Annotated in this window: 21 protein-coding genes and 7 tRNA genes; 13 read left to right on the plus strand and 15 right to left on the minus strand. The window is 69.1% G+C overall.

Annotated elements, in window-relative coordinates; all coding sequences use genetic code 11:
• The 7 genes from IEQ44_RS13175 to IEQ44_RS13205 all read right to left on the minus strand — a co-directional run.
• Nucleotides 1-500, minus strand: a 500-nt coding sequence (locus IEQ44_RS13175; RefSeq protein WP_193638937.1) for an NAD(P)/FAD-dependent oxidoreductase, incomplete at its 3' end; no start/stop codon positions are given.
• A gap of 71 nt (nucleotides 501-571) precedes the next feature.
• Complete coding sequence (locus tag IEQ44_RS18495) at nucleotides 572-1,258, minus strand: arsenate reductase ArsC (RefSeq protein WP_193638938.1); 687 nt, start codon at nucleotides 1,256-1,258, stop codon at nucleotides 572-574.
• Nucleotides 1,255-2,346, minus strand: coding sequence for an ACR3 family arsenite efflux transporter (arsB, locus tag IEQ44_RS13185; RefSeq protein ID WP_193638939.1), 1,092 nt, complete (start codon nucleotides 2,344-2,346; stop codon nucleotides 1,255-1,257). The genes IEQ44_RS18495 and arsB overlap by 4 nt, the downstream gene beginning before the upstream one ends.
• Nucleotides 2,343-2,699, minus strand: a complete 357-nt coding sequence (locus IEQ44_RS13190; RefSeq protein WP_193638940.1) for an ArsR/SmtB family transcription factor — start codon at nucleotides 2,697-2,699, stop codon at nucleotides 2,343-2,345. Before IEQ44_RS13190 ends, arsB begins: the two co-directional genes overlap by 4 nt.
• Nucleotides 2,700-2,723: 24 nt before the next feature.
• Nucleotides 2,724-3,425 (minus strand): MFS transporter, encoded by a 702-nt coding sequence (locus tag IEQ44_RS13195; RefSeq protein ID WP_193638941.1) that lies wholly within the window; start codon nucleotides 3,423-3,425, stop codon nucleotides 2,724-2,726.
• Complete coding sequence (locus IEQ44_RS13200) at nucleotides 3,400-3,714, minus strand: MFS transporter (protein WP_193638942.1); 315 nt, start codon at nucleotides 3,712-3,714, stop codon at nucleotides 3,400-3,402. The genes IEQ44_RS13195 and IEQ44_RS13200 overlap by 26 nt, the downstream gene beginning before the upstream one ends.
• A 67-nt stretch (nucleotides 3,715-3,781) precedes the next feature.
• Nucleotides 3,782-5,104: an NAD(P)-binding domain-containing protein gene (locus IEQ44_RS13205; protein ID WP_193638943.1), complete on the minus strand. Its 1,323-nt coding sequence runs from the start codon at nucleotides 5,102-5,104 to the stop codon at nucleotides 3,782-3,784.
• 142 nt (nucleotides 5,105-5,246) lie between these two features.
• On the opposite strand from IEQ44_RS13205, the gene IEQ44_RS13210 reads away from it, so the two are divergent.
• Entirely contained in the window at nucleotides 5,247-5,546 is a 300-nt protein-coding gene (locus IEQ44_RS13210) for an ArsR/SmtB family transcription factor (RefSeq protein ID WP_438861854.1), read from the plus strand.
• Here the strand turns inward: IEQ44_RS13210 and IEQ44_RS13215 are convergent.
• Nucleotides 5,543-6,673: an ArsO family NAD(P)H-dependent flavin-containing monooxygenase gene (locus tag IEQ44_RS13215; RefSeq protein ID WP_193639012.1), complete on the minus strand. Its 1,131-nt coding sequence runs from the start codon at nucleotides 6,671-6,673 to the stop codon at nucleotides 5,543-5,545. The two genes, IEQ44_RS13210 and IEQ44_RS13215, sit on opposite strands and share 4 nt — an antisense overlap.
• A 243-nt stretch (nucleotides 6,674-6,916) precedes the next feature.
• Here IEQ44_RS13215 and IEQ44_RS18065 point away from each other — a divergent pair, with 243 nt between their 5' ends.
• Nucleotides 6,917-7,126: a helix-turn-helix domain-containing protein gene (locus IEQ44_RS18065; RefSeq protein ID WP_193638945.1), complete on the plus strand. Its 210-nt coding sequence runs from the start codon at nucleotides 6,917-6,919 to the stop codon at nucleotides 7,124-7,126.
• Nucleotides 7,127-7,278: 152 nt separating this feature from the next.
• Here the strand turns inward: IEQ44_RS18065 and IEQ44_RS13225 are convergent.
• Nucleotides 7,279-7,350, minus strand: a tRNA-Val gene (locus IEQ44_RS13225).
• A 59-nt stretch (nucleotides 7,351-7,409) separates the two neighbouring features.
• A complete protein-coding gene (locus IEQ44_RS13230) occupies nucleotides 7,410-7,904 on the minus strand; it encodes a PGPGW domain-containing protein (protein WP_319804673.1) in 495 nt (164 codons plus the stop codon).
• Nucleotides 7,905-8,025: 121 nt separating this feature from the next.
• Between IEQ44_RS13230 and IEQ44_RS13235 the strand changes: the two genes are divergently transcribed.
• Nucleotides 8,026-8,463, plus strand: a complete 438-nt coding sequence (locus tag IEQ44_RS13235; protein WP_193638946.1) for an SsgA family sporulation/cell division regulator — start codon at nucleotides 8,026-8,028, stop codon at nucleotides 8,461-8,463.
• 44 nt (nucleotides 8,464-8,507) lie between these two features.
• Here IEQ44_RS13235 and IEQ44_RS13240 read toward each other — a convergent pair whose 3' ends face one another.
• Entirely contained in the window at nucleotides 8,508-9,257 is a 750-nt protein-coding gene (locus tag IEQ44_RS13240; protein WP_193638947.1) for an aminotransferase class IV, read from the minus strand.
• A 120-nt stretch (nucleotides 9,258-9,377) separates the two neighbouring features.
• Here IEQ44_RS13240 and IEQ44_RS13245 point away from each other — a divergent pair.
• The 7 genes from IEQ44_RS13245 (at nucleotide 9,378) to IEQ44_RS13275 (ending at nucleotide 11,529) form a co-directional block, all read left to right on the plus strand.
• Nucleotides 9,378-9,450, plus strand: a tRNA-Gly gene (locus tag IEQ44_RS13245).
• A gap of 44 nt (nucleotides 9,451-9,494) precedes the next feature.
• A tRNA-Cys gene (locus tag IEQ44_RS13250) sits at nucleotides 9,495-9,565 on the plus strand.
• A 29-nt stretch (nucleotides 9,566-9,594) separates the two neighbouring features.
• A tRNA-Val gene (locus IEQ44_RS13255) sits at nucleotides 9,595-9,669 on the plus strand.
• Nucleotides 9,670-9,840: 171 nt separating this feature from the next.
• Nucleotides 9,841-9,916: transfer RNA gene (locus IEQ44_RS13260), tRNA-Gly, on the plus strand.
• A gap of 35 nt (nucleotides 9,917-9,951) precedes the next feature.
• Nucleotides 9,952-10,022, plus strand: a tRNA-Cys gene (locus tag IEQ44_RS13265).
• A gap of 49 nt (nucleotides 10,023-10,071) precedes the next feature.
• A tRNA-Val gene (locus IEQ44_RS13270) sits at nucleotides 10,072-10,143 on the plus strand.
• A 51-nt stretch (nucleotides 10,144-10,194) separates the two neighbouring features.
• Nucleotides 10,195-11,529 carry an MFS transporter gene (locus IEQ44_RS13275; protein ID WP_193638948.1) on the plus strand — a complete coding sequence of 445 codons (1,335 nt, stop codon included), beginning with the start codon at nucleotides 10,195-10,197 and terminating at the stop codon, nucleotides 11,527-11,529.
• A gap of 15 nt (nucleotides 11,530-11,544) precedes the next feature.
• Here the strand turns inward: IEQ44_RS13275 and IEQ44_RS13280 are convergent, their stop codons facing one another.
• Entirely contained in the window at nucleotides 11,545-12,618 is a 1,074-nt protein-coding gene (locus IEQ44_RS13280) for a spore photoproduct lyase family protein (protein WP_227487464.1), read from the minus strand.
• Between the two features lie 79 nt (nucleotides 12,619-12,697).
• Between IEQ44_RS13280 and cobT the strand changes: the two genes are divergently transcribed.
• Together cobT and IEQ44_RS13290 are read left to right on the plus strand one after the other, a co-directional pair.
• On the plus strand, nucleotides 12,698-13,729 hold the full coding sequence (cobT, locus tag IEQ44_RS13285) for a nicotinate-nucleotide--dimethylbenzimidazole phosphoribosyltransferase (protein ID WP_193639015.1): 1,032 nt from the start codon (nucleotides 12,698-12,700) through the stop codon (nucleotides 13,727-13,729).
• On the plus strand, nucleotides 13,726-14,508 hold the full coding sequence (locus IEQ44_RS13290) for an adenosylcobinamide-GDP ribazoletransferase (RefSeq protein WP_193638949.1): 783 nt from the start codon (nucleotides 13,726-13,728) through the stop codon (nucleotides 14,506-14,508). Before cobT ends, IEQ44_RS13290 begins: the two co-directional genes overlap by 4 nt.
• A gap of 63 nt (nucleotides 14,509-14,571) precedes the next feature.
• Here the strand turns inward: IEQ44_RS13290 and IEQ44_RS13295 are convergent, their stop codons facing one another.
• From IEQ44_RS13295 to IEQ44_RS13305, 3 genes are read right to left on the minus strand one after another with little or no spacing between them, the layout of a single operon-like run.
• Nucleotides 14,572-15,120, minus strand: coding sequence for a bifunctional adenosylcobinamide kinase/adenosylcobinamide-phosphate guanylyltransferase (locus IEQ44_RS13295; RefSeq protein ID WP_193638950.1), 549 nt, complete (start codon nucleotides 15,118-15,120; stop codon nucleotides 14,572-14,574).
• Entirely contained in the window at nucleotides 15,120-16,223 is a 1,104-nt protein-coding gene (locus tag IEQ44_RS13300) for a potassium channel family protein (protein ID WP_193638951.1), read from the minus strand. The genes IEQ44_RS13295 and IEQ44_RS13300 overlap by 1 nt, the downstream gene beginning before the upstream one ends.
• Nucleotides 16,220-17,209, minus strand: a complete 990-nt coding sequence (locus IEQ44_RS13305) for a YihY/virulence factor BrkB family protein (protein ID WP_193638952.1) — start codon at nucleotides 17,207-17,209, stop codon at nucleotides 16,220-16,222. Before IEQ44_RS13305 ends, IEQ44_RS13300 begins: the two co-directional genes overlap by 4 nt.
• Nucleotides 17,210-17,226: 17 nt before the next feature.
• Between IEQ44_RS13305 and IEQ44_RS13310 the strand changes: the two genes are divergently transcribed.
• A complete protein-coding gene (locus tag IEQ44_RS13310; RefSeq protein ID WP_193638953.1) occupies nucleotides 17,227-18,870 on the plus strand; it encodes an acyl-CoA dehydrogenase family protein in 1,644 nt (547 codons plus the stop codon).
• Nucleotides 18,871-18,880 lie beyond the last annotated feature (10 nt).

Here is an 18,880-nt window from a genome sequence, read left to right on the forward strand (position 1 = left end):
CGGGTGAGGAAGGTGGCCTCCTCGACGGCGGAGTCACCACCGCCGACGACCGCGATCACCTTGTCGCGGAAGAAGAACCCGTCGCAGGTGGCGCACCAGGAGACGCCGCGGCCCGAGAGCTCGTCCTCACGGGGCAGCCCGAGCTTGCGGTAGGCCGAGCCGGTCGCCAGGATCACCGAGCGCGCCGTGTAGGTCTGGTCGTAGGTCTTGACGACCTTGACGTCGCCGGTGAGGTCGACCTCGACCACGTCGTCGGTCACGAGCTCGGCGCCGAAGCGCTCGGCCTGGGCCCGCATCTCGTCCATCAGGGCCGGGCCCATGATGCCGTCACGGAAGCCGGGGAAGTTCTCGACCTCGGTGGTGTTCATCAGCGCGCCGCCGGCGGTGACGGAGCCCTCGAAGACCAGCGGCGCCAGGTTGGCGCGGGCCGCGTAGACGGCGGCCGTGTAGCCGGAGGGGCCGGAGCCGATGATGATCACGTTGCGCGGCTGGTCGGACATGTTCCTCATTCCTTGACGGACATTCGGGGCCCAGCCCCGCGGCAGACGTGGTCCACCGCGGGGCGTGGAGCTCAGACGGGTGCGATCTCCGCCAGTAGCGTCTTGACGCGGGCTTCGATCTCGTCGCGGATCGGACGTACGGCGTCGATGCCCTTGCCCGCCGGATCAACGAGGGCCCAGTCCTCGTAGCGCTTTCCGGGGAAGATGGGGCAGGCATCGCCACACCCCATGGTGATCACGACGTCGGAGGCGGCCACGTCCTCGGTCAGCAACTTGGTGGGGACTTCGGCGGTGATGTCGATGCCGACCTCTGCCATCGCTTCGACCGCGGCGGGGTTGATCGTCTCCGCGGGCGCGGAACCAGCCGAGCGCACGACGACACGATCTGCGCCGTGGTGGCGCAGGAAACCGGCGGCCATTTGGGAGCGGCCAGCGTTGTGGACGCAGACGAAGAGAACTTCGGGCACGGTGGTCATGAGGATGTCTTTCTCCTGATTGGCGGCCTGCACGAGAGCCGCGTGGGCGATTTTTGCAGTGAGAACGGGGAGGTAATTGTTGATACGTGCCTCGTCCGCGATCCGCTCGTAGGCGTCGGTGACGTAGGCGTGGACGGTTTCAGGGCCGAATAGTCCGGAGAACTGCGGGTTCAGGTCCTCGGCGATCCGGCGGAGCAGTTGCGCAGGTTCGAGCAGATGCCATCCCCTTCGATCCGTGCCGCTGGACCGCGGTATCCCGGACGCTTGGCGCTCGGATGTCATCGGCTCTCCTTCGCCGGGGCCGAAGGAAAGTAGCGGCGGCGGGCCCACAGCGACACGTAAACAAGTCCGACGAGCACCGGGACCTCGATCAGCGGACCGACGACACCGGCCAGGGCCTGTCCGGACGTGACGCCGAAGACCCCGATCGCCACGGCGATGGCCAGCTCGAAGTTGTTTCCCGCAGCGGTGAAGGCGAGCGAGGTGGTGCGCTCGTAACCCAAGCCCACTGCCCTGCCCAGGGCGAACCCTCCGATCCACATCACGGTGAAGTACGCCAGAAGCGGCAGCGCGATCCGGGCCACGTCGAGGGGTTGATTGGTGATCGCGTCGCCCTGAAGGGCGAAGAGGACAACGATGGTGAACAGAAGCCCGTAGAGCGCTACCGGTCCCACCCGCGGCAGAAACTTGTCCTCGTACCACTCCCGCCCCTTGTCCCGCTCACCGAAGAAGCGGGTGAGGAAGCCGGCGACCAGCGGGATGCCGAGGAAGATCAGCACGGACTTGGTGATGTCCCACGCCGAGACGTCCAGCGTCTCTCCGTCACCCAGGCCCAGCCAGGTGGGCAACAGGTCGAGGTAGAACCAGCCTAGTGCGCCGAACGCGATGATCTGGAAGACGGAGTTGATCGCGACCAGCACGGTGGCCGCTTCGCGGTCACCGCAGGCCATGTCGTTCCAGATCATCACCATGGCGATGCAGCGGGCGAGTCCGACGATGATCAGGCCGGTGCGGTACTCCGGGAGATCGGGCAGCAGCAGCCAGGCCAGGGCGAACATCAGCGCCGGTCCGAGGACCCAGTTGAGCAGGATCGAGCTCCACAGCAGCCGCTTGTCAGCGGTGACGTGGCCCAGCTCGTCGTAGCGGACCTTGGCCAGCACCGGATACATCATCACCAGCAGGCCCAGGGCGATGACGATCGACACGTTGCCGATCTCTACGGCCGCCAAGGCCTCGTCCAGGCCGGGCACGAGACGCCCCAGAACCAGACCGAGGACCATCGCGATCCCGATCCAGACCGGGAGCAGACGGTTGAGGGTGGAGAGCCGCTCGAGGCCCGCAGTTTCAGCCGGAGGCGCCTGGACACTCATGCCGGCACCGCCGTCTGGAAGAGGCTTCCCAGAGCAGGCATTGCCTCGGCCCGTACGGAGTAATACACCCACGTGCCGCGACGTTCGCGGCTCACCAGACCCACATCGTGGAGCACCTTGAGATGATGACTGATCGTGGGCTGGGACAGGTCGAACGAGGGCAGGAGGTCGCACACGCAGGCCTCTCCCCCTTCATGGGAGAGGATCAGGGACATCAACCGCAGACGGGCCGGGTCGCCGAGAGCTTTGAGGAGCGGAGCGACCTGCTCGGCCTGCCCGGCATCCATCGGCTCGACAGCCAGGGACGTGCAGCACTCGAGCGCATCGCTGGGAGCACACACCGATTTCGACATGCGTCTATATTGACGAGTCTGGAATCATTTGTCACGCGGCTCCGATGAACGGCCGGTGAACAGTCGCCGCCCCTCACCTCCGGTCGCTCTCCCCAGGAGTTCGGTCCTCGAGTCTGGGAGACTGACGGTTTTAGGCTCTCTGGCGGCGACAATCGCCAATATGGTCGCGAGGCCGGCGGTTGCCGTGAGGACCGCGTACAGCCCCGCGTAGCTTCCGGTCGCTTCCACGATCAAGGCACCCAGCAGAGGCGCCAGGGCGCTGGCCGCGAGCACCGGCGCGTTGTACACGCCACTGACGGCTGCGTATCTTTGGGGACCCCAGTGGTCACTGACCAGGGTGGCGCCGACGAGGGTGAACAGACCTCGTGAGGCGCCCGCAAGGACGGCGAGCGTGACGAGGACGAGGACGAGGCCGGGTCCGGGGATGGTGACGAATCCGAGCAGGGCGGCCCCCATGGCCGCGATCACCACGACTGCCCGCGCCTGTGGGGTGAGTCGGGAGGTCAGCCAGGGATAGAACACGCGGCCAAGCACCTGTCCGGCGCCGCCCAGGCCCAGGGCCCAGGCGGCACTCGAGGGGGCCATGCCGCGATCAATCAGGAGGGGAACCAGGTAGACCATCGAGGCGTACGAGACGAACGCCATGAGCGTGCCGGCGGCAGTTGCGAGGACGAAAGTACGGCTCCTGAGGATGTGGCGGTCACTGACGCGGGTGGGTGCACGCACTTGCTGCCCCCGCGAGCACCCATGCGGCGAAGAAGAGCGCGTAGTTGGGGGTCCAGGCGAGCATCACGATCGCTACGGTCCCGGCTACGCTGCCGGTCGACATGACCGTCCAGGGTCCGCGGTTCTGCAGGATCCGACCGGTGAAGATGCCAACCACTCCCCCGGTCACGCTGCCCATCGAGAAGGCGGCCGTGATGGCGGTGCGACTCCATCCCGTATCGGTCGCGATCTGGGGAAGCAGGATCGTGAAGGCGTAGAAGATGACTCCGTAGCTGACGATCTCCGTCACGCACAGGCCCGCCAGGACCACGCGCAGGGAGCTGCGGCTCAGGGCCGGTCTCCCCGCAACGCGATCCTCAGGAGACGACAGGCCCTGCACCCAGCTGCACCAGCTCAGGGGCCGAACCACAGCAGCCGCCCTCGGAAGCGGCGTCGGGCTCGTCGTAGAGACCCGAACCGCCGCAGACACCTGTGTCGGGCAGCACGAGCTCCACGCGCGCAGCTGATTCGACGTCGCCGGCCAGCATCGCCACGACGCTGCGCACCTGCTCATAGCCCGTCATGGCCAGGAACGTCGGGGCTCGGCCGTAGGACTTCATCCCGACCATGTAGAAGTTCGGCTCGTCGGAATGTGCGAGGTCGGCGGCACCGGTCGCCTGGACGGAGCCGCAGGAGTGGATGTTCGGGTCCACCTCCGCCGCCACCCGCCGAGGTGCTTCCAGGGTTGGGTCGAGGTCGAGGCGCAGTTCGGAGAGGAACGTCAGGTCCGGACGGAAGCCGGTCAGGGCCACCACCGTGTCGGCAGCGGGCAGCGCCCGGCCGTCCTCGGCGACCACAGCGACCTGGTCGCCGACGCGGCGGATCTCGCTGGTCCGGAAGCCGGTGACGATGTCGACCCGTCCGGCCTCCACGGCTTCGCGGGCACGGACGCCGAGCGCTCCGCGGCGCTCCAGCTGGTCGTCGGCTCCACCGCCGAAGGTGTTTTCGGTGGTGGCGCGGCGCAGCGCCCACGTGATCGTGGTCCCAGCGTGATCCTGGGCGATGCGGTCAAGTTCGAGGATCGCGTTGAGCGCGGAGTCTCCCGCCCCGAGCACCACGGTGTGCTTACCTGCGAACGCCTCGGGGTCGTGCCGGTCCGGGACGCCGTAGCGAAGCTTGTCGGCGCATGCGATTTCCCCCAGAGCGGGGAGGCCGTCAGCACCGGCAGGGCTCGGGGTGCGCCACGTTCCAGAGGCATCGATGACCGCTCGGGCCTCGATCAGAGCCTCGTGACCCGCCCCGTTCACGACATGGACGGTGAACGTCTGATCGCCGCGTTCGGCATCCACGAGCCGGTCGCGTCCCTTCCGAGACACGCCTGTCACGCGGGTGTCGTAGCGGATCCACTGCGCCAGCGCCGCCCCCAGAGGCGCCAGGTAGGACTCCACCCACTCAGCTCCGGTCGGGTACCCCTCGGTGGGTGCCACCCACCCCGAGGGCTGCAGGATGTCCACCGCTGCACGGTCCATCAGTTCGGGCCACGGGGAGAAGAGTCGGACGTGCCCCCACTCGGCCACGGCAGCCCCGGGTCCATCGCCCAACTCCAGCACCAAGGGCACCAAGCCCCGCTCGCGCAGGTGGGCGGCAGCAGCCAGCCCCTGCGGTCCCGCACCGATCACAACAACAGGCAAGTCACTCATCAAACCATCCTCGCATTCACGTTCGTCGATATGTTCACCCTAGCCACGCATCGACAGATGTCAATATATGGGCGATGATGGCGACATGAACACCCATGCACCTCTGGATGAGATCGAGTCCTTGGCGGGCTGCTGTTCCCCGGTGACTGCTGGCGTCGTCACCGACGAAGTCGCTGTGACGCTCGCCAAAATGTTCAAGGCCCTCGGTGACCCGGCGCGGGTCAAGCTCATCTCGCTCATCGCAGCGTCGCCTGACGGTGAGGCATGTGTGTGTGACCTCACTGGACCGGTGGGTCTTGCTCAGCCGACCATCTCGCACCACATGAAGCAGCTGGTCGAGGCCGGGCTCGTGAGCCGCGAGCAGCGCGGACGCTGGGCCTACTACCGCATCCAGGAAACCGGATTGACCACGCTGGCATCCGCGCTGGCGCACACCAGCTAGGAGAGGTCGCCAACGACTGCGACAGCCGTGGCGCGAGCAGACGGCCCAACTCCAGCGAGGGTCGCGGAGGCAGGCCCGGTCCAGTCGCCGTATCCGACCAGATGAAGCCGCGGCTCCTCCAGCGCCTGGGTGCCCGACGCTCCGCCGACTGGCACGTAGCCACGCTCCGTCCGCAGCCTGAGTGGGCGCAGGTGTCGTAGAGCCGGGCGGAACCCGGTGCACCAGATGATCGCGTCGGCGTCCCTCGTGGTGCCGTCCGCCCATCCGATCCCATTCGGGACGAGGCGGGAGAACATCGGAAGGGAGTGGAGCACTCCACGCTCGCGGGCGTCCTTCACACTGTCCACCATCACGATGTCTCCGAGTCCCGCGACGCCACTGTGCTCTCGCCCCTCTTCCAGCGCCGTGATCCGGGCTCTGGCAGTGGTGAACAGGACCCGTCCATCCACGTCGTCGGGCAGGAACCGCGGGGGCCGGGTAGTGACCCACGTGGTGTCAGCCACCACGGAGACCTCGGCAAGGATCTGCGCAGCCGAGTTCCCGCCACCGACGACCACGACCCGTTGTCCCGCGAAGTCGTCGGGGCCTTGGTAGTCAACGGTGTGAACCTGCCGTCCGGCGAACTCCCTCATGCCCGGATAGGTCGGCCAGAAGGGACGATCCCATGTGCCGGTCGCGGAGACCACCCGCTGAGCAGCCCAGGCATGCCCTCCGGACGTCACGATCAGTCGACCGTTCGGAGACTCGTCGTCCCGCGCCACCCCCTCGACCCGGCGAGGGCGTTGCACACGCAGGTCATACCTCTCCTCGTACCGGGTGAGGTAGTCCACGACATGGTCTCGCGGAGGGAATCCGCGCGCGGCGTCATCCCATGGCGGCATCATCCAGCCCGGCAGCGACGAGAAGCCGGCGGGCGAGAACAGTCGAAGACTTGGCCAGGTCCGTGGCCATGCTCCGCCAGGGCCTTCGGCAGCGTCGAGGATGACGAAGTCGCTACCCGGAACCAACCCTGCACGCTGCAGGTAGAACCCGGTGGCCAATCCTGCCTGGCCAGCGCCGATGACGACGACGCCCGCCTCTACCTCAGCAACCCGCTCCAGGGAGGCGCTGTCATCATTGTCGACCATCAATGATGCTCCTTGGTTCCGGAAGTCGCAGGAACGATGGACCGGACCCACGCGCATGTACCTCTGGCTCCATCGACTCATGAGACACGGTAGACGAGCGGGCGACCGCATCGCAGAGGGCCTCACCGCCCGTCCAGCGCTCGCTTGGCGCACTCTGGGAACTCAGGGAGCAGAAGTGAACCCTGCGCACCTACAGAGACACGCGTGGTCAGCCTGACCACCCAGCCTCGCACTGGAGCAACCATGTCCACCACCTCACGACGCCTCGTGTCCCTGAGCGAAGCAGCAGAGATCCTCGCCGTGTGCCCCAAGACAGTTCGCCGCTACGTCTCCGAGGGACACCTCGAAGCGGTTCGCCTAGGCAGCAAGACCCTGCGGATCAGGGTCGAATCCACCGAGCGGTTCATCGACGCCTGCCCAGTCGGGGGCGGCTCGAAGCGGCTCTCGCGATGATGCCAACTGTGGCGATTCGAATCCAAAGACTGATATGTGAGCGACCTCACGAGAGGGTCAAACGGGGACATCTACGCCTGATCCTTGTTCCCCGTATGTTCCCCGAAACGGAAAGAGCCCCTCAAAAGGGGCTCTGACCTGCGGTCTTACGGTGGGCGATACTGGGTTCGAACCAGTGACCTCTTCGGTGTGAACGAAGCGCGCTACCACTGCGCCAATCGCCCGCGTGGTGCGTTGCGAAACACTAGCGCATGATTCCGGCCCGTTCACATCAGGGGGTGGCTCACTCCCCAGGGAGGTCCGGGAGCACGGTGACAATGCCCTGCATCCAATCCCACCCGTCGAGGGCGAGCTCGGGCCAGCCGAGCAGGTCAACCAGCAAACCGACGACCAGAGCAGTGAGCACGACGGCCAGGACGCCGAGGGCGATCTGCCTGCGGCGTACGGCGGGGTCGATCTGCCGGGCCTTCTCCGCTGCCCGGTGGGCGGCGGCGCGGGCCGCGTCGAGCCAGCGGTCGGCCCAACGCCACTCGGTGGAGAGGATCGCCAGACCGAACAGCAGGCCCAGGATGCCGGGGCCCGGGGCCACCATCATCACCAGCCCCGCGATGATCACCAGGACGCCGATGAGGGTCACGACCATCTTCGTGATCAGTCCGGTCACCGGGTTGCGGTGCAGACGGGCGTGGAGTCGCGCCAGAAACCTCGGCCCGAAGTACTCCTCCTCGGCCTTCTCCAGCTCACGCTGGGTGTCACTGGTCACCTCGTCCGCCACCACGCGCCAAGGGTAGTCAGAACGCCCAACGAAACTTTCCCCAAAATGGTTGATGAGTTTCCGCGTCATGGCACATTGACACCTGCGTCTCACTACCAACAGAGACACCAGTTGGAGGGTCCCCATGGCCAGTCGTCACGACCGTCGCGTCGCAGAGAACACCGTCACGCACGACATCACGATCCAGTGCATCGACAACTCGGGGCGCACGCACGACCTCGACACGGTCTTCTCGTACACGAAGGACGATCCCTTCGCCGTGACGATCACGTTCCTCACCCCCGAGGGCGACCTGCCGTGGACCTTCAGCCGTGACCTGCTCCTGCGCGGCATGACCGCCCCGATCGGCGACGGCGACGTGCACGTCTGTCCGAGCATCAACGACCGCGGCCGCGCCGTCGTGATCATCGAACTCAGCTCTCCCGACGGCCACCTCGTGACCGAGGCCCGCACCGACGCCCTCTTCACCTTCGTGCAGCGCTCGCTCGCCCTGGTGCCCGAGGGTGAGGAGTCGATGCACGTGAGCATGGACTCGATGATCGAGCAGCTGCTCGCGGTCTGATCCACCCACGCCCGTCACCTCCCTCCCTCCGTCAGGGACGGGGGTCAAGGGTCGGGGGTTTCTCGACTCCGTCGTGCCCACACCTCCAGCACGCCTCCGGCCACCGGCCCCGGCGCCGCGTAGGTCCAGCCGTCGCACGACGCAACCGGCTGCACCTCGCGGGTGCTCGACGTCAAGAAGACCTCGCTGGCGCGACCCAGCACGTCGAGGGGCTCCTCCACCTCCCGACCACCGCACCACTCCAACACGAGGCCTCGCGTCACGCCGGGCAGGCAGCCGGTGCTGAGCGCGGGCGTACGCAGTTCACCATCGACCACGTAGAAGATGTTGGTGCCGCTACCCTCGCAGAGCATCCCTGAGGTGTCCGCGAAGATCGCCTCTCCGGCCCCTTGGTCGACCGCTTCGGCCAGCGCGACCAGGTTGTCGACGTAGTCGGTCGACTTGTGCCCCCGCACCGCACCCTCGCGGTTGCGCCGCCATGACGTCGTACGCACGTGCGCCGCCCCCTGGGCAACCGGAAGGCCGCTGGTGGTCACGTCGAGCGCACCGTTGCCGTCGACGCGGGAGCTCCACAGCAGTCGCAGGCGCGCCACGTCGGGCAGCACCCCCGCTTCCGACAGGTCGGCGAGCCGGTCGAGCACCGTCGCACGCAGGTGGGCGACATCGACCTCGGGGAGAGCCAGCTCTGCGGCGGAGGCAGCCATCCGCGTCAGGTGACGGGTCAGCGCGAACGGCACGCCGTCGACCACCTTCAGCGTCTCGAAGAGTCCGTCACCCGCGTGCACGGCGCCCACCCTATGCGCCCGGCATGAGGCCCGGGACACCCCGAAGGACCCCCGGCTTTTTGCATCGCCAGACCCATCGGCTAATGTTCTTTCCGCACCGCAGGACGGGAAACCGGCCGGCGACTGCATGCGGACGTAGCTCAGTTGGTAGAGCACCACCTTGCCAAGGTGGATGTCGCGAGTTCGAGTCTCGTCGTCCGCTCGGAGAGGTCTTTCCACCAGGTCCTTCCTTGGGAGGTCCTCCGCGGTGGGTTGGCCGAGAGGCGAGGCAACGGACTGCAAATCCGTGTACACGGGTTCAAATCCCGTACCCACCTCGAACAGCACAACTGAAAAGCACCACCACGGGCGATTGGCGCAGCGGTAGCGCGCTTCCTTGACACGGAAGAGGTCACTGGTTCAAACCCAGTATCGCCCACCAGCCCAGAGGCCCCAACGGATCCCGTTGGGGCCTCTGGCGTCTCCGACCACCCCGACGCAGCGCCTCAGGGGACGGTCAGCAAGCACGACCCCGACCCGGGTGCATCGTCGCTCCGGGTGTGGGTTACGGTTTGTCCCGCACCGCACGCCGAACTCCGGCGCGAGGGTGCCTGCGGACGTAGCTCAGTTGGTAGAGCACCACCTTGCCAAGGTGGATGTCGCGAGTTCGAGTCTCGTCGTCCGCTCCAGGATTTCCGTCCGGGAGGCTCCGGCGGGGCCACAGGGTGGGTTGGCCGAGAGGCGAGGCAACGGACTGCAAATCCGTGTACACGGGTTCAAATCCCGTACCCACCTCGATCAGCAACACCAGCAGGACAACCACACAGCACAGACGCACCACCCAGGGCGATTGGCGCAGCGGTAGCGCGCTTCCTTGACACGGAAGAGGTCACTGGTTCAAACCCAGTATCGCCCACCCCGCAGTTCGACGGCGTTCCTCGCGCCCGCTCGCACTAGCATCGCCGCCATGGCCGAGCCGATCGCCGAACGTCTCCACAGCGCGCTGGTCCACGGCGACCCCGACGCGGCGCAGGAGCTGGCACCGGAGGCCCGCGAGCACGTCGCCACCAACGGCGTACGCCTCGTCACCGCCCAGGCCCTCCAGTCCTCCGGCGACCAGGTCGTCAACGCCTCCACCGTGCTGCCCTGGCTCTTCTCGGTGCTCGGCGTGCCCGCGGCCCTCACGGGTCTGCTGGTGCCGATCCGGGAGTCGGGCTCGATGTTGCCCCAAGCATTCCTCACGCCCCTCGTGGTGCGCGTGCGGCGTCGGAAGTGGGTTTTCGTCGCCGGCGCCCTTGGCCAGGCCGCAGCGGTGGCGGTGATGGCTCTCACTGCCGCGCTCGCCCGAGGAGTGACGGCGGGCGTCCTGGTGATCGCCGCCCTCACCGTCTTCTCGCTGGGTCGCTGCCTGTGCTCCATCGCCGTCAAGGACGTGCAGGGTCGGACGATCCCACCCGGCCAACGCGGCCAGGTCACCGGTCTTGCGACCACCGCCGCCGGCGTCGTCGCCATCACCCTGGGGCTGGGCCTGAGGTTCCTCGGCGGCGACGACCTCACCGCGACGGTGCTCGCATGGCTGCTGGCCGGCGGTGCGGCGCTGTGGGTCGGCGTGGCCCTCGTCTCCGCCGGCATCCGCGAGCCGCTCGACGAGCCCTCCGGCAGCGGTCCGAGGAGTGAGCCACAGGAGGCGGGCTGGTTCGCACGGACGGTTGACCTCCTCCGCACCGACCGCGCCTTCCGCAGCTTCGTCGGGGTCCGCAGCCTGCTACTGGTCTCCTCGCTCAGCCCGCCCTTCGTCGTCACCCTCTCGCTGCAGTCCGACGTCGACGCTCTCGCGGGCCTCGGCGGCTTCGTCATCGCCTCCGGCCTGGCCGCCCTGCTCGGTGGACGACTCTTCGGCCGGATGGCCGACCGGTCCAGCCGCCGACTGATGAGCCTCGGCGCAGGCGTCGCCTCCGCGGTCGTCCTGGCCCTGGTCGCGACCACGACCCTGCTCGACGTGGAGCGGCTCGGCCCGGTCGGCGACCTGACCTTCGTCGTCGCCTACTTCCTGCTCACCCTCATGCACACCGGGGTGCGGGTGGGCCGCAAGACCTACGTGGTCGACATGGCCGAGGGCGATCGACGTACGACCTACGTGGCGGTCTCCAACTCCGCGATGGGCATCGTCCTGCTTCTCGTCGGTGGCATCAGCTCGTTGCTCGCGCTCGGCGACGTGCTGTGGGCGCTGCTCTTCCTCGCCGCCCTGGGGCTCGTCGGCGTGGTCGCCGGCGCCCGACTGCCGGAGGTCTCGCGTGGTTGATCCACCCGCTGATTTTCAGAAGGCGTAGCGGATGCGGCACTCGGGCAGCTCCTGCTCGACCAGCCGCCTCAGGTCCTCGACCCACCGCCGCTTCCAGGGCGTGCGGTAGCGCACGTTGCGTTGGCCGCTCTGGCTGACCTTCGGCTCCTGCAGGTCAGGACGCCACAGCCACTCCTCGGCCCTGGGGTGCCACCCCAGGTTCACCTCGTGGAGCGCCTCGTTGTGGGTCAGGAAGATGACCTCGCAGGCCAGCTGTGCTCGCGCCGGTGCGGAGACGCCGTCAGCCACCTGCCGCAACAGCTCACGCCACTCCTCCTGCCACCCCTCGTGCACCACCACTGGACTGAAGTTGAGGTGCACCTCGTAGCCGGCCTCCACGAAGTCGTCGACGGCCGCGATCCGCTCGGGGACCGGTGTCGTGCGCAGGTCGAGCAGCTTGGCCATCCGTTCGGGCATGAGGGAGAAGCGCACCCGGGTGCCGCCACGGGGGTCCCAGCCGAGCAGCTCGCGGTTGACGAACTTGGTGGCGAAGCTCGCCTTCGCCCCGTCGATGCCGGCGAAGAGGTCGACGAGGTCGCGGACGTTGTCACTGACGAGCGCGTCGACGCTGCAGTCGCCGTTCTCCCCGATGTCGTAGACCCAGTCGACCGGGTCGCACTGGTTGGGCGCGGGCTTGGACCCCTGGCGTTCGACGTGCCGCGCCAGGTATCCCGTGATGCGGTCGATGTTCGTGAAGACCGTGATCGGGTTGGCGTAGCCCTTGCGACGCGGCACGTAGCAGTAGGCGCACGCCATGGCGCAGCCGTTGGAGGTGGAGGGCGCGATGAAGTCCGACGAACGCCCGTTGGGGCGGGCGGAGAGGCTCTTCTTCTCCCCCAGCACCAGGACCTGCCGCTTGTTGCGCACCCAGTCCTCGACACCGCCTGGGTTGCCGTAGAGCCCCGGGATCTCCTGGTGCGCCCGCACCTCCACCCGCTCGGCGTCGGGGAAACGCTCCAGCACCGCGCGGCCCCGCGGGTGGTCGAGCACCGCGGCCTCGTGGAAGATCGTCCGGACGTCCAGCATCCGCTCCGCCGCCGTGCGTGCCATGACCTCGACGCTACAGAACCGCCGGTCCCCCAGCGGCTGCTCCTGTCCTGACCCGTCCCGCGCCTAGAATGCCCGGGTGATGATCACTCCTCCTGACGTCCTCGTCCACAGCGAAGCCGAAGCCCGACTGGCCGGGCTCGCCACTCCCCCGGGAGCGCTGGGTCGCCTCGGCGAGGTGGCCTGCTGGTTCGCCGCCACCCAGGGTCAGGTGCCGCCGCCGGCGCTCACGGACGTACGCCTGGTCATCTTCGCCGGCGACCACGGCGTCGCGGCCCACGGTGTCTCCGCCTTCCCCTCCGAGATCACCGGCGCGATGGTGCGCCTCTTCCTGGCCGGCAAGGCCGGGGTGAGCGCCCTCGCCGCCACCCACGACGTGAGCGTGCGCGTGCTGGACCTCGGTGTCGACGCCGACCTCGCCGACGACCCGGCCGTCTCGCCCGACGTGACTGCTCGCAAGGTACGCCGCTCCAGCGGCGCCATCCACCTCACCGACGCGCTCAGCCAGGAGGAGTACGACCGCGCTTGGCAGGCCGGGTGTGACGTCGCCCGAGACGAGATCGCCGCCGGCGCCCAGCTGCTCATCAGCGGCGACATGGGCATCGGCAACACCACCCCGGCCGCCGCGATGGTCGCGGCCGCGCTCGGCCTGCCCGCCGCGGAGGTCACCGGACGCGGCACCGGCATCGACGACGCCTCCTGGCAGCACAAGGTGGGTGTCGTGCAGCAGGCACTCGACCGGGTGGGCGCTCGCGCCCAGGACCCGCACGAGACATTGCGAGCGCTCTCCAGCGCCGACCTGACCGCCACCACTGCCTACCTCGTCACCGCTGCCGAGGCGGGGGTGCCGGTGCTGCTCGACGGCATGATGTCGGTCGCCTGCGCCCTCACCGCGGAGCGGATCGCGCCCGGTGCCGCCGCCTGGTTCGCCGCCGGTCACCGCTCGACGGAGCCCGGCCAGTCGTTGGCGCTGGAGAAGCTCGGCCTCGAGCCGCTGCTCGACCTGGGGCTGCGCCTCGGCGAGGGCAGCGGAGCCGTGGCGGCCGTGCCGGTGCTGCGGGGCGCCGTGGCGCTGCTGCGTGACGTGGCCCTGCTCTCCGAAGTCATGGGGTGAGCGGTCCGGCCTCGCTCCGCGACGGCTGGCGTCTCGCGCTGGGCACGCTGACCGCGCTGCCCACTCCTCCCCCGAGTGTGGTCACGCCCGCCGTGGCCCGCGCCGCGGTGCTCTGGGGCCCGGTGGCGGTGCTGCCGCTGGGCGCGGGGGTGCTGGCGCTCGCATGGCTCGGGACGGCTGTCGGTTGGTCGCCGCTCGTCGTCGCCGTGCTCGTCGTGGGCTGGCTGGCACTCGCCACCCGCGTCCTGCACTGGGACGGCCTCTCCGACACCGTCGACGGCCTCACCGCCTCCTACGACCGCGAGCGCTCGCTGGCGGTGATGAAGTCGGGCACCTCCGGCCCCGCTGGCGTGGTCGCCACGGTCGTCGTGGCGGGACTCCAGGTCGCCGCGTTCGCGACCCTGGTCTCCAGCCAGGCCGGCGCGGTGGCCGCCGGCATCGCCGTCTGCCTCTCCCGCCTCGCGCTCCCCCTGGCGTGCGTGCGCGGCGTCCCGCCGGCACGCAAGGACGGGCTGGGGCATCCACTGGCAGGCGTGGTCGCCCCCTGGCAGGCACTGCTGGTGTGGCTCGTCTGCGCCGGGGTGGCCGCCCTCGCGCTGGTCCCGCTCGGATTCGGGGTGGCGGGTCTCGTCGCGGGCCCGGCCCTTGCGGCCGTCGCCGTGGCCCTGCTGGTGACCCACTGCGTACGCCGTCTCGGCGGCGTCACCGGCGACGTCTTCGGCGCTGCCGTCGAGATCGCGTTGGCCGCCGCGCTGCTGGGGTTGAGCCTCCGCATCTGACCCGACCCCCCTTTCGCCGAAATGATCGAACGTTCGATCATTTCCGAGAACGCCCCCCGTCGGTCAGAGCACGAGCACCCGTCCGGCCACGACCAGGTGGACCTCGTCGCAGACCTCGGCCACCGCCTGGTTGGTCACTCCGAGAAGGTCGCGGAAGAGACGTCCGGAGCGGTGCACGGGCACGACTCCCCACCCGACCTCGTTGGTGACGACCACCGTCGGGCCCTGTCCGGAGTCAGCGCGCTCGCGCAACGAGGCCGTGACGCCGTCGAGCTCGCGCCGCACGAGGTCGTACGCCTCTTCCGAGCTCGCCTCCCACGCCTGGGCCGCGTCGATGACACCGGTCAGCCAGGTGCCGAGGCAGTCGACGAGCACCGGTCCACGTGCCGACCTCACGGCCGCGGCCAGGTCGACGCCCTCCACGGTCGACCAGTGGGCCGGGCGACGCTCGCGGTGCAGGGCGACCCGGGCTGACCAGTCAGGGTCCTGCTCGACGTCCGGTCGCGGGCCGGGGGCCACGTAGGTCACCGAGTCGGCCTGCGACACCAGGGACTCCGCGTGCCGCGACTTGCCGGAGCGCACGCCCCCGGTGACCAGGACCGGGCCGGCCATCAGACCTCCTCGGTGTCCCGGGCGTAGTCCTCACCCTCGTGGGTGCCCGGACGCGGCGCCCAGGGCAGCTCCTGCGAGGGCCGGACGACGATCAACCGGTCGCCGCGCGCGAGCTGCGTGACCACCGGGTCGTAGTAGTGGTAGATCTTCTCGTCGCGCACCACGGCGATCACCTGGTCACCGACGCGCTGGGGCTGCATGCCCACCTCGGTCAGCAGCAGGTCACGCTCGGCGACCTCCAGGCCCGCTCCCGAGGTCAACAGGTCCTCCATGACGTCACCCAGGTCGGGCGAGAGGGTCGAGAGGCCCAGGAGCCGCCCCACCGTCTCGGCGGTGGTGATGACGGAGTCGGCACCGGACTGCTTCATCAGCGGCACGTTGTCCTCCTCGCGCACCGCGGCGATGATCTGCACCTCGGGATTGAGCTGCCGCACGGTCAACGTCGCGAGGATGTTGGTCGCGTCCTGGTTGGTCGTGATGATCACCTGCTGGGCCTCGTGCACGTCGGCCGTCAGCAGGATGTGGCGCCGCGTCGCGTCGCCCGTGACCACGGCGAACCCGTCGGCGTGTGCCTCGGCCAGGGCGGTGGGGTGCGGGTCGACGACGACGATGCTGCTGCGGTCGAGCCCGTTCTTCACCAAGGTCAACGCGGCGCTGCGCCCCTTCGTGCCGTAGCCGATGACGACGACGTGCTCTCCCATGTTCTTCCTCCACCGGGCGACCCGGAACATTTCTCGGCCCTGGGTGGCCAGCACCTCGAGGGTGGTCCCGATCAGCAGCACCAGGAAGGCGATGCGTGCGGGGGTGATGACGAAGGCGTTGAGGAGACGGGCCGTGTCGGAGACCGGCACGATGTCGCCGTAGCCGGTGGTGCTCAGCGTGACGGTCGTGTAGTAGATCGCGTCAAGCAGGTCGACCTCGCCCGTGCGATCGTTGGCGTCCTTGTAGCCGGCGCGGTCGAGCCAGACCAGCAGCACGGTGCCGACCAGGATGACGGCCGCGGCCAAGATGCGGCGCCCCAGGGCCGCCCACGGCGACTGCTGGGGATCCGGCAGCTTCACCGAGCCACTGGGGCTCGGCGGCAGCACGGGGTTCTCGCTCACGCGCCCGAGTCTGTCACGCGGGAGCTCTGTCTGAGGCGCTGCACGAGCTCGCGGCGCGCTCGCGCCGTGGAAGTCTGCGGGAAGACGGTGTCGAACGCCGCGTTCACCGCCGCTCCGATGAGCACGGCGATCGAGAGCAGGTAGAGCCACAGCAGGACCGCGATCGGCGCCGCCAAGGGGCCGAAGACCGACGAGGACTCCGACGCCGTCTCCGTCAGCACCCAGCGCAGCAGGCTCGACCCCGCGACCCACGCTCCCAACGAGAAGACCGCACCCGGCAGGTTGAAGCTCCAGTTGGTGCGCACCGGCACCGACAGGTGGTAGAGCGTGGCCAGGAAGATCACGCACAGCACGATCACCACCGGCCAGTAGAAGCGCAGGACCGGGTCGAAGCGGTCGGGCAGCCACGTGTTCAGCAGGGTCGGCCCCGTCACCACCAGCGGCAGGGCCAGTGCGCCCATCACCATCGCCAGCAGGTAGAGCGAGAAGGAGAGCGCGCGGGTGCGTACGATCCCGCGCTGCCCGCCGAGCCCGTGCATGATCGTGATGGTGTCGACGAAGACGTTGAGCGCCCGCGAGCCCGACCACAGGGCCAGGAAGAAGCCCAGCGACATCACGTCGAACCGACCCTCGCGCAGCACCTCGTCGATGGTCGGCGAGATGACCCGGTTCACCGCGTCCTCGGTCAGCGCCTGGGAGGCGAGGTCGAGGATGGAGGCCTGCAGGTCGGCGACCTGCGCCGGCGGATAACGTTCGGAGACGAAACCGATCGCCCCGACCAGCGCGAAGACCAGCGGGGGCACCGAGAGGATCGCGAAGAAGGCGGCCTCCGCGGCCAGACCGGTGACCCGGTGGGTCATGCACGCACCCACCGTGGTGACGACCAACCGCCACACCAGGTGACGCAGCGTCCGCAGTCGGGCGAGCAGCGAGCCGTCGCCGGGAGGGACGACCTTCGGCCGATCCTCCCGGTCTGAAGAGCTCATGCGCCTACCGTATCCACATGCGAACCGAACTCCGCGCACCGCTGAACCAGGCCCCTGCCCTCGTCGGGCACGACGTCGTCGGAGGTGACGCCGCGCTGGCCGAGGCCGTGCGACGCCACGGGGACGAGTCGGTGCTCGCCGAGCTCACCGGGTTGGGCCGCGAGGCCGGCTCCGAGGAGGCCCGGCACCACGGACTCGCCGCCAACGAGAACCCACCCACGCTCCACCCCCACGACCGCCACGGCCACCGCGTCGACGAGGTGCGCTTCCACCCCTCGTGGCACTGGCTGATGGAGCGTGCCGTCGGCCACGGTCTGCAGGCGGCCCCGTGGGAGTCCGACGACCCGCACTCCCACCTGCGCCGCGCGGTGGGCTTCTTCGCCTGGTCGCAGACCGAGCCGGGTCACGGCTGTCCGATCTCGATGACCTACGCCGCCGTGCCCGCCCTGCGCGTCGACCCCGAGGCCGCCGCGACGTGGGTGCCGGGGCTCACCGCGAGAGCGTACGACCCCTCGACCCGCGCACCGGCCGCCAAGACGGGTCTGCTGGCCGGCATGGGGATGACGGAGAAGCAGGGCGGCTCGGACGTCCGCACCAACGTCACCCGTGCGGTGCCCACCGGCGAGGACGGCCTCTACACGCTGCACGGGCACAAGTGGTTCACCTCCGCCCCCCAGAACGACGTCTTCCTCGTGCTCGCCCAGGCTCCGGGCGGACTCACCTGCTTCGTGATGCCGCGGATGCTGCCCGACGGCACTCGCAACGTCTTCGACGTCGTACGCCTCAAGGACAAGCTCGGCAACCGCTCCAACGCCTCCTCCGAGCTCGAGTTCGACGGCACGCTGGTGCGCCGACTCGGTGACGAGGGCCGCGGGGTGCGCACCATCATCGAGATGGTCGCCGCCACCCGTCTGGACTGCGTGCTCGGCTCGGCCGCGCTGATCCGACACTCGCTCGCTGAGGCGAGCTGGCACGCCGCGCACCGCAGCGCCTTCGGTGGACTGCTCGCCGACAAGTCGTTGATGCGCAACGTGCTGGCCGACCTCGCCCTGGAGTCGGAGGCGGCCACGGCACTGGCCATGCGACTGGCCACCGCCGTCGACAGGCGCGACGACCCCCACGAGGCAGCGCTGCGGCGCATCGGCCTGCCGTTGGCGAAGTTCTGGGTGTGCAAGCGGACGCCCGCCGCCGTGGCCGAGGCGCTGGAGTGTCTTGGCGGCAACGGCTACGTCGAGGAGTCCGGGCTTCCGCTGATGTATCGGGAGGCCCCGCTCAACTCCGTGTGGGAGGGCTCGGGCAACGTCAACGCCCTCGACGTGCTGCGGGCGCTGTCGCGCGAGCCCGAGACCCTCGCCGCCTGGGTGACCGAGGTGGGTGCGGCCCGTGGCGCCAACGCCCACCTCGACCGCGCGGTCGACGAGACGCTGGCGCTGCTCGGCGAGTCGGCGACCGACGAGGGCGCGGCCCGACTCCTGGCCACACGGATGGCGACCTGCCTGCAGGGCTCACTCCTGGTGCGCCACTCCCCTGCCGAGGTCTCCGACCTCTTCTGCGCCTCCCGCCTGGGCCCCGGCAGCGGCATCTCGGCCGGCGCCTTCGGCATGCTGGTGGGCGGTGACCAGGAGTTCCTCGTGGAGCGGGCGACGCCGGTGGTGGACTGACCACCACCGG

The organism is Nocardioides malaquae, assembly GCF_015070385.1.
In the GTDB taxonomy this organism is placed as follows: Bacteria; Actinomycetota; Actinomycetes; order Propionibacteriales; family Nocardioidaceae; genus Nocardioides; species Nocardioides malaquae.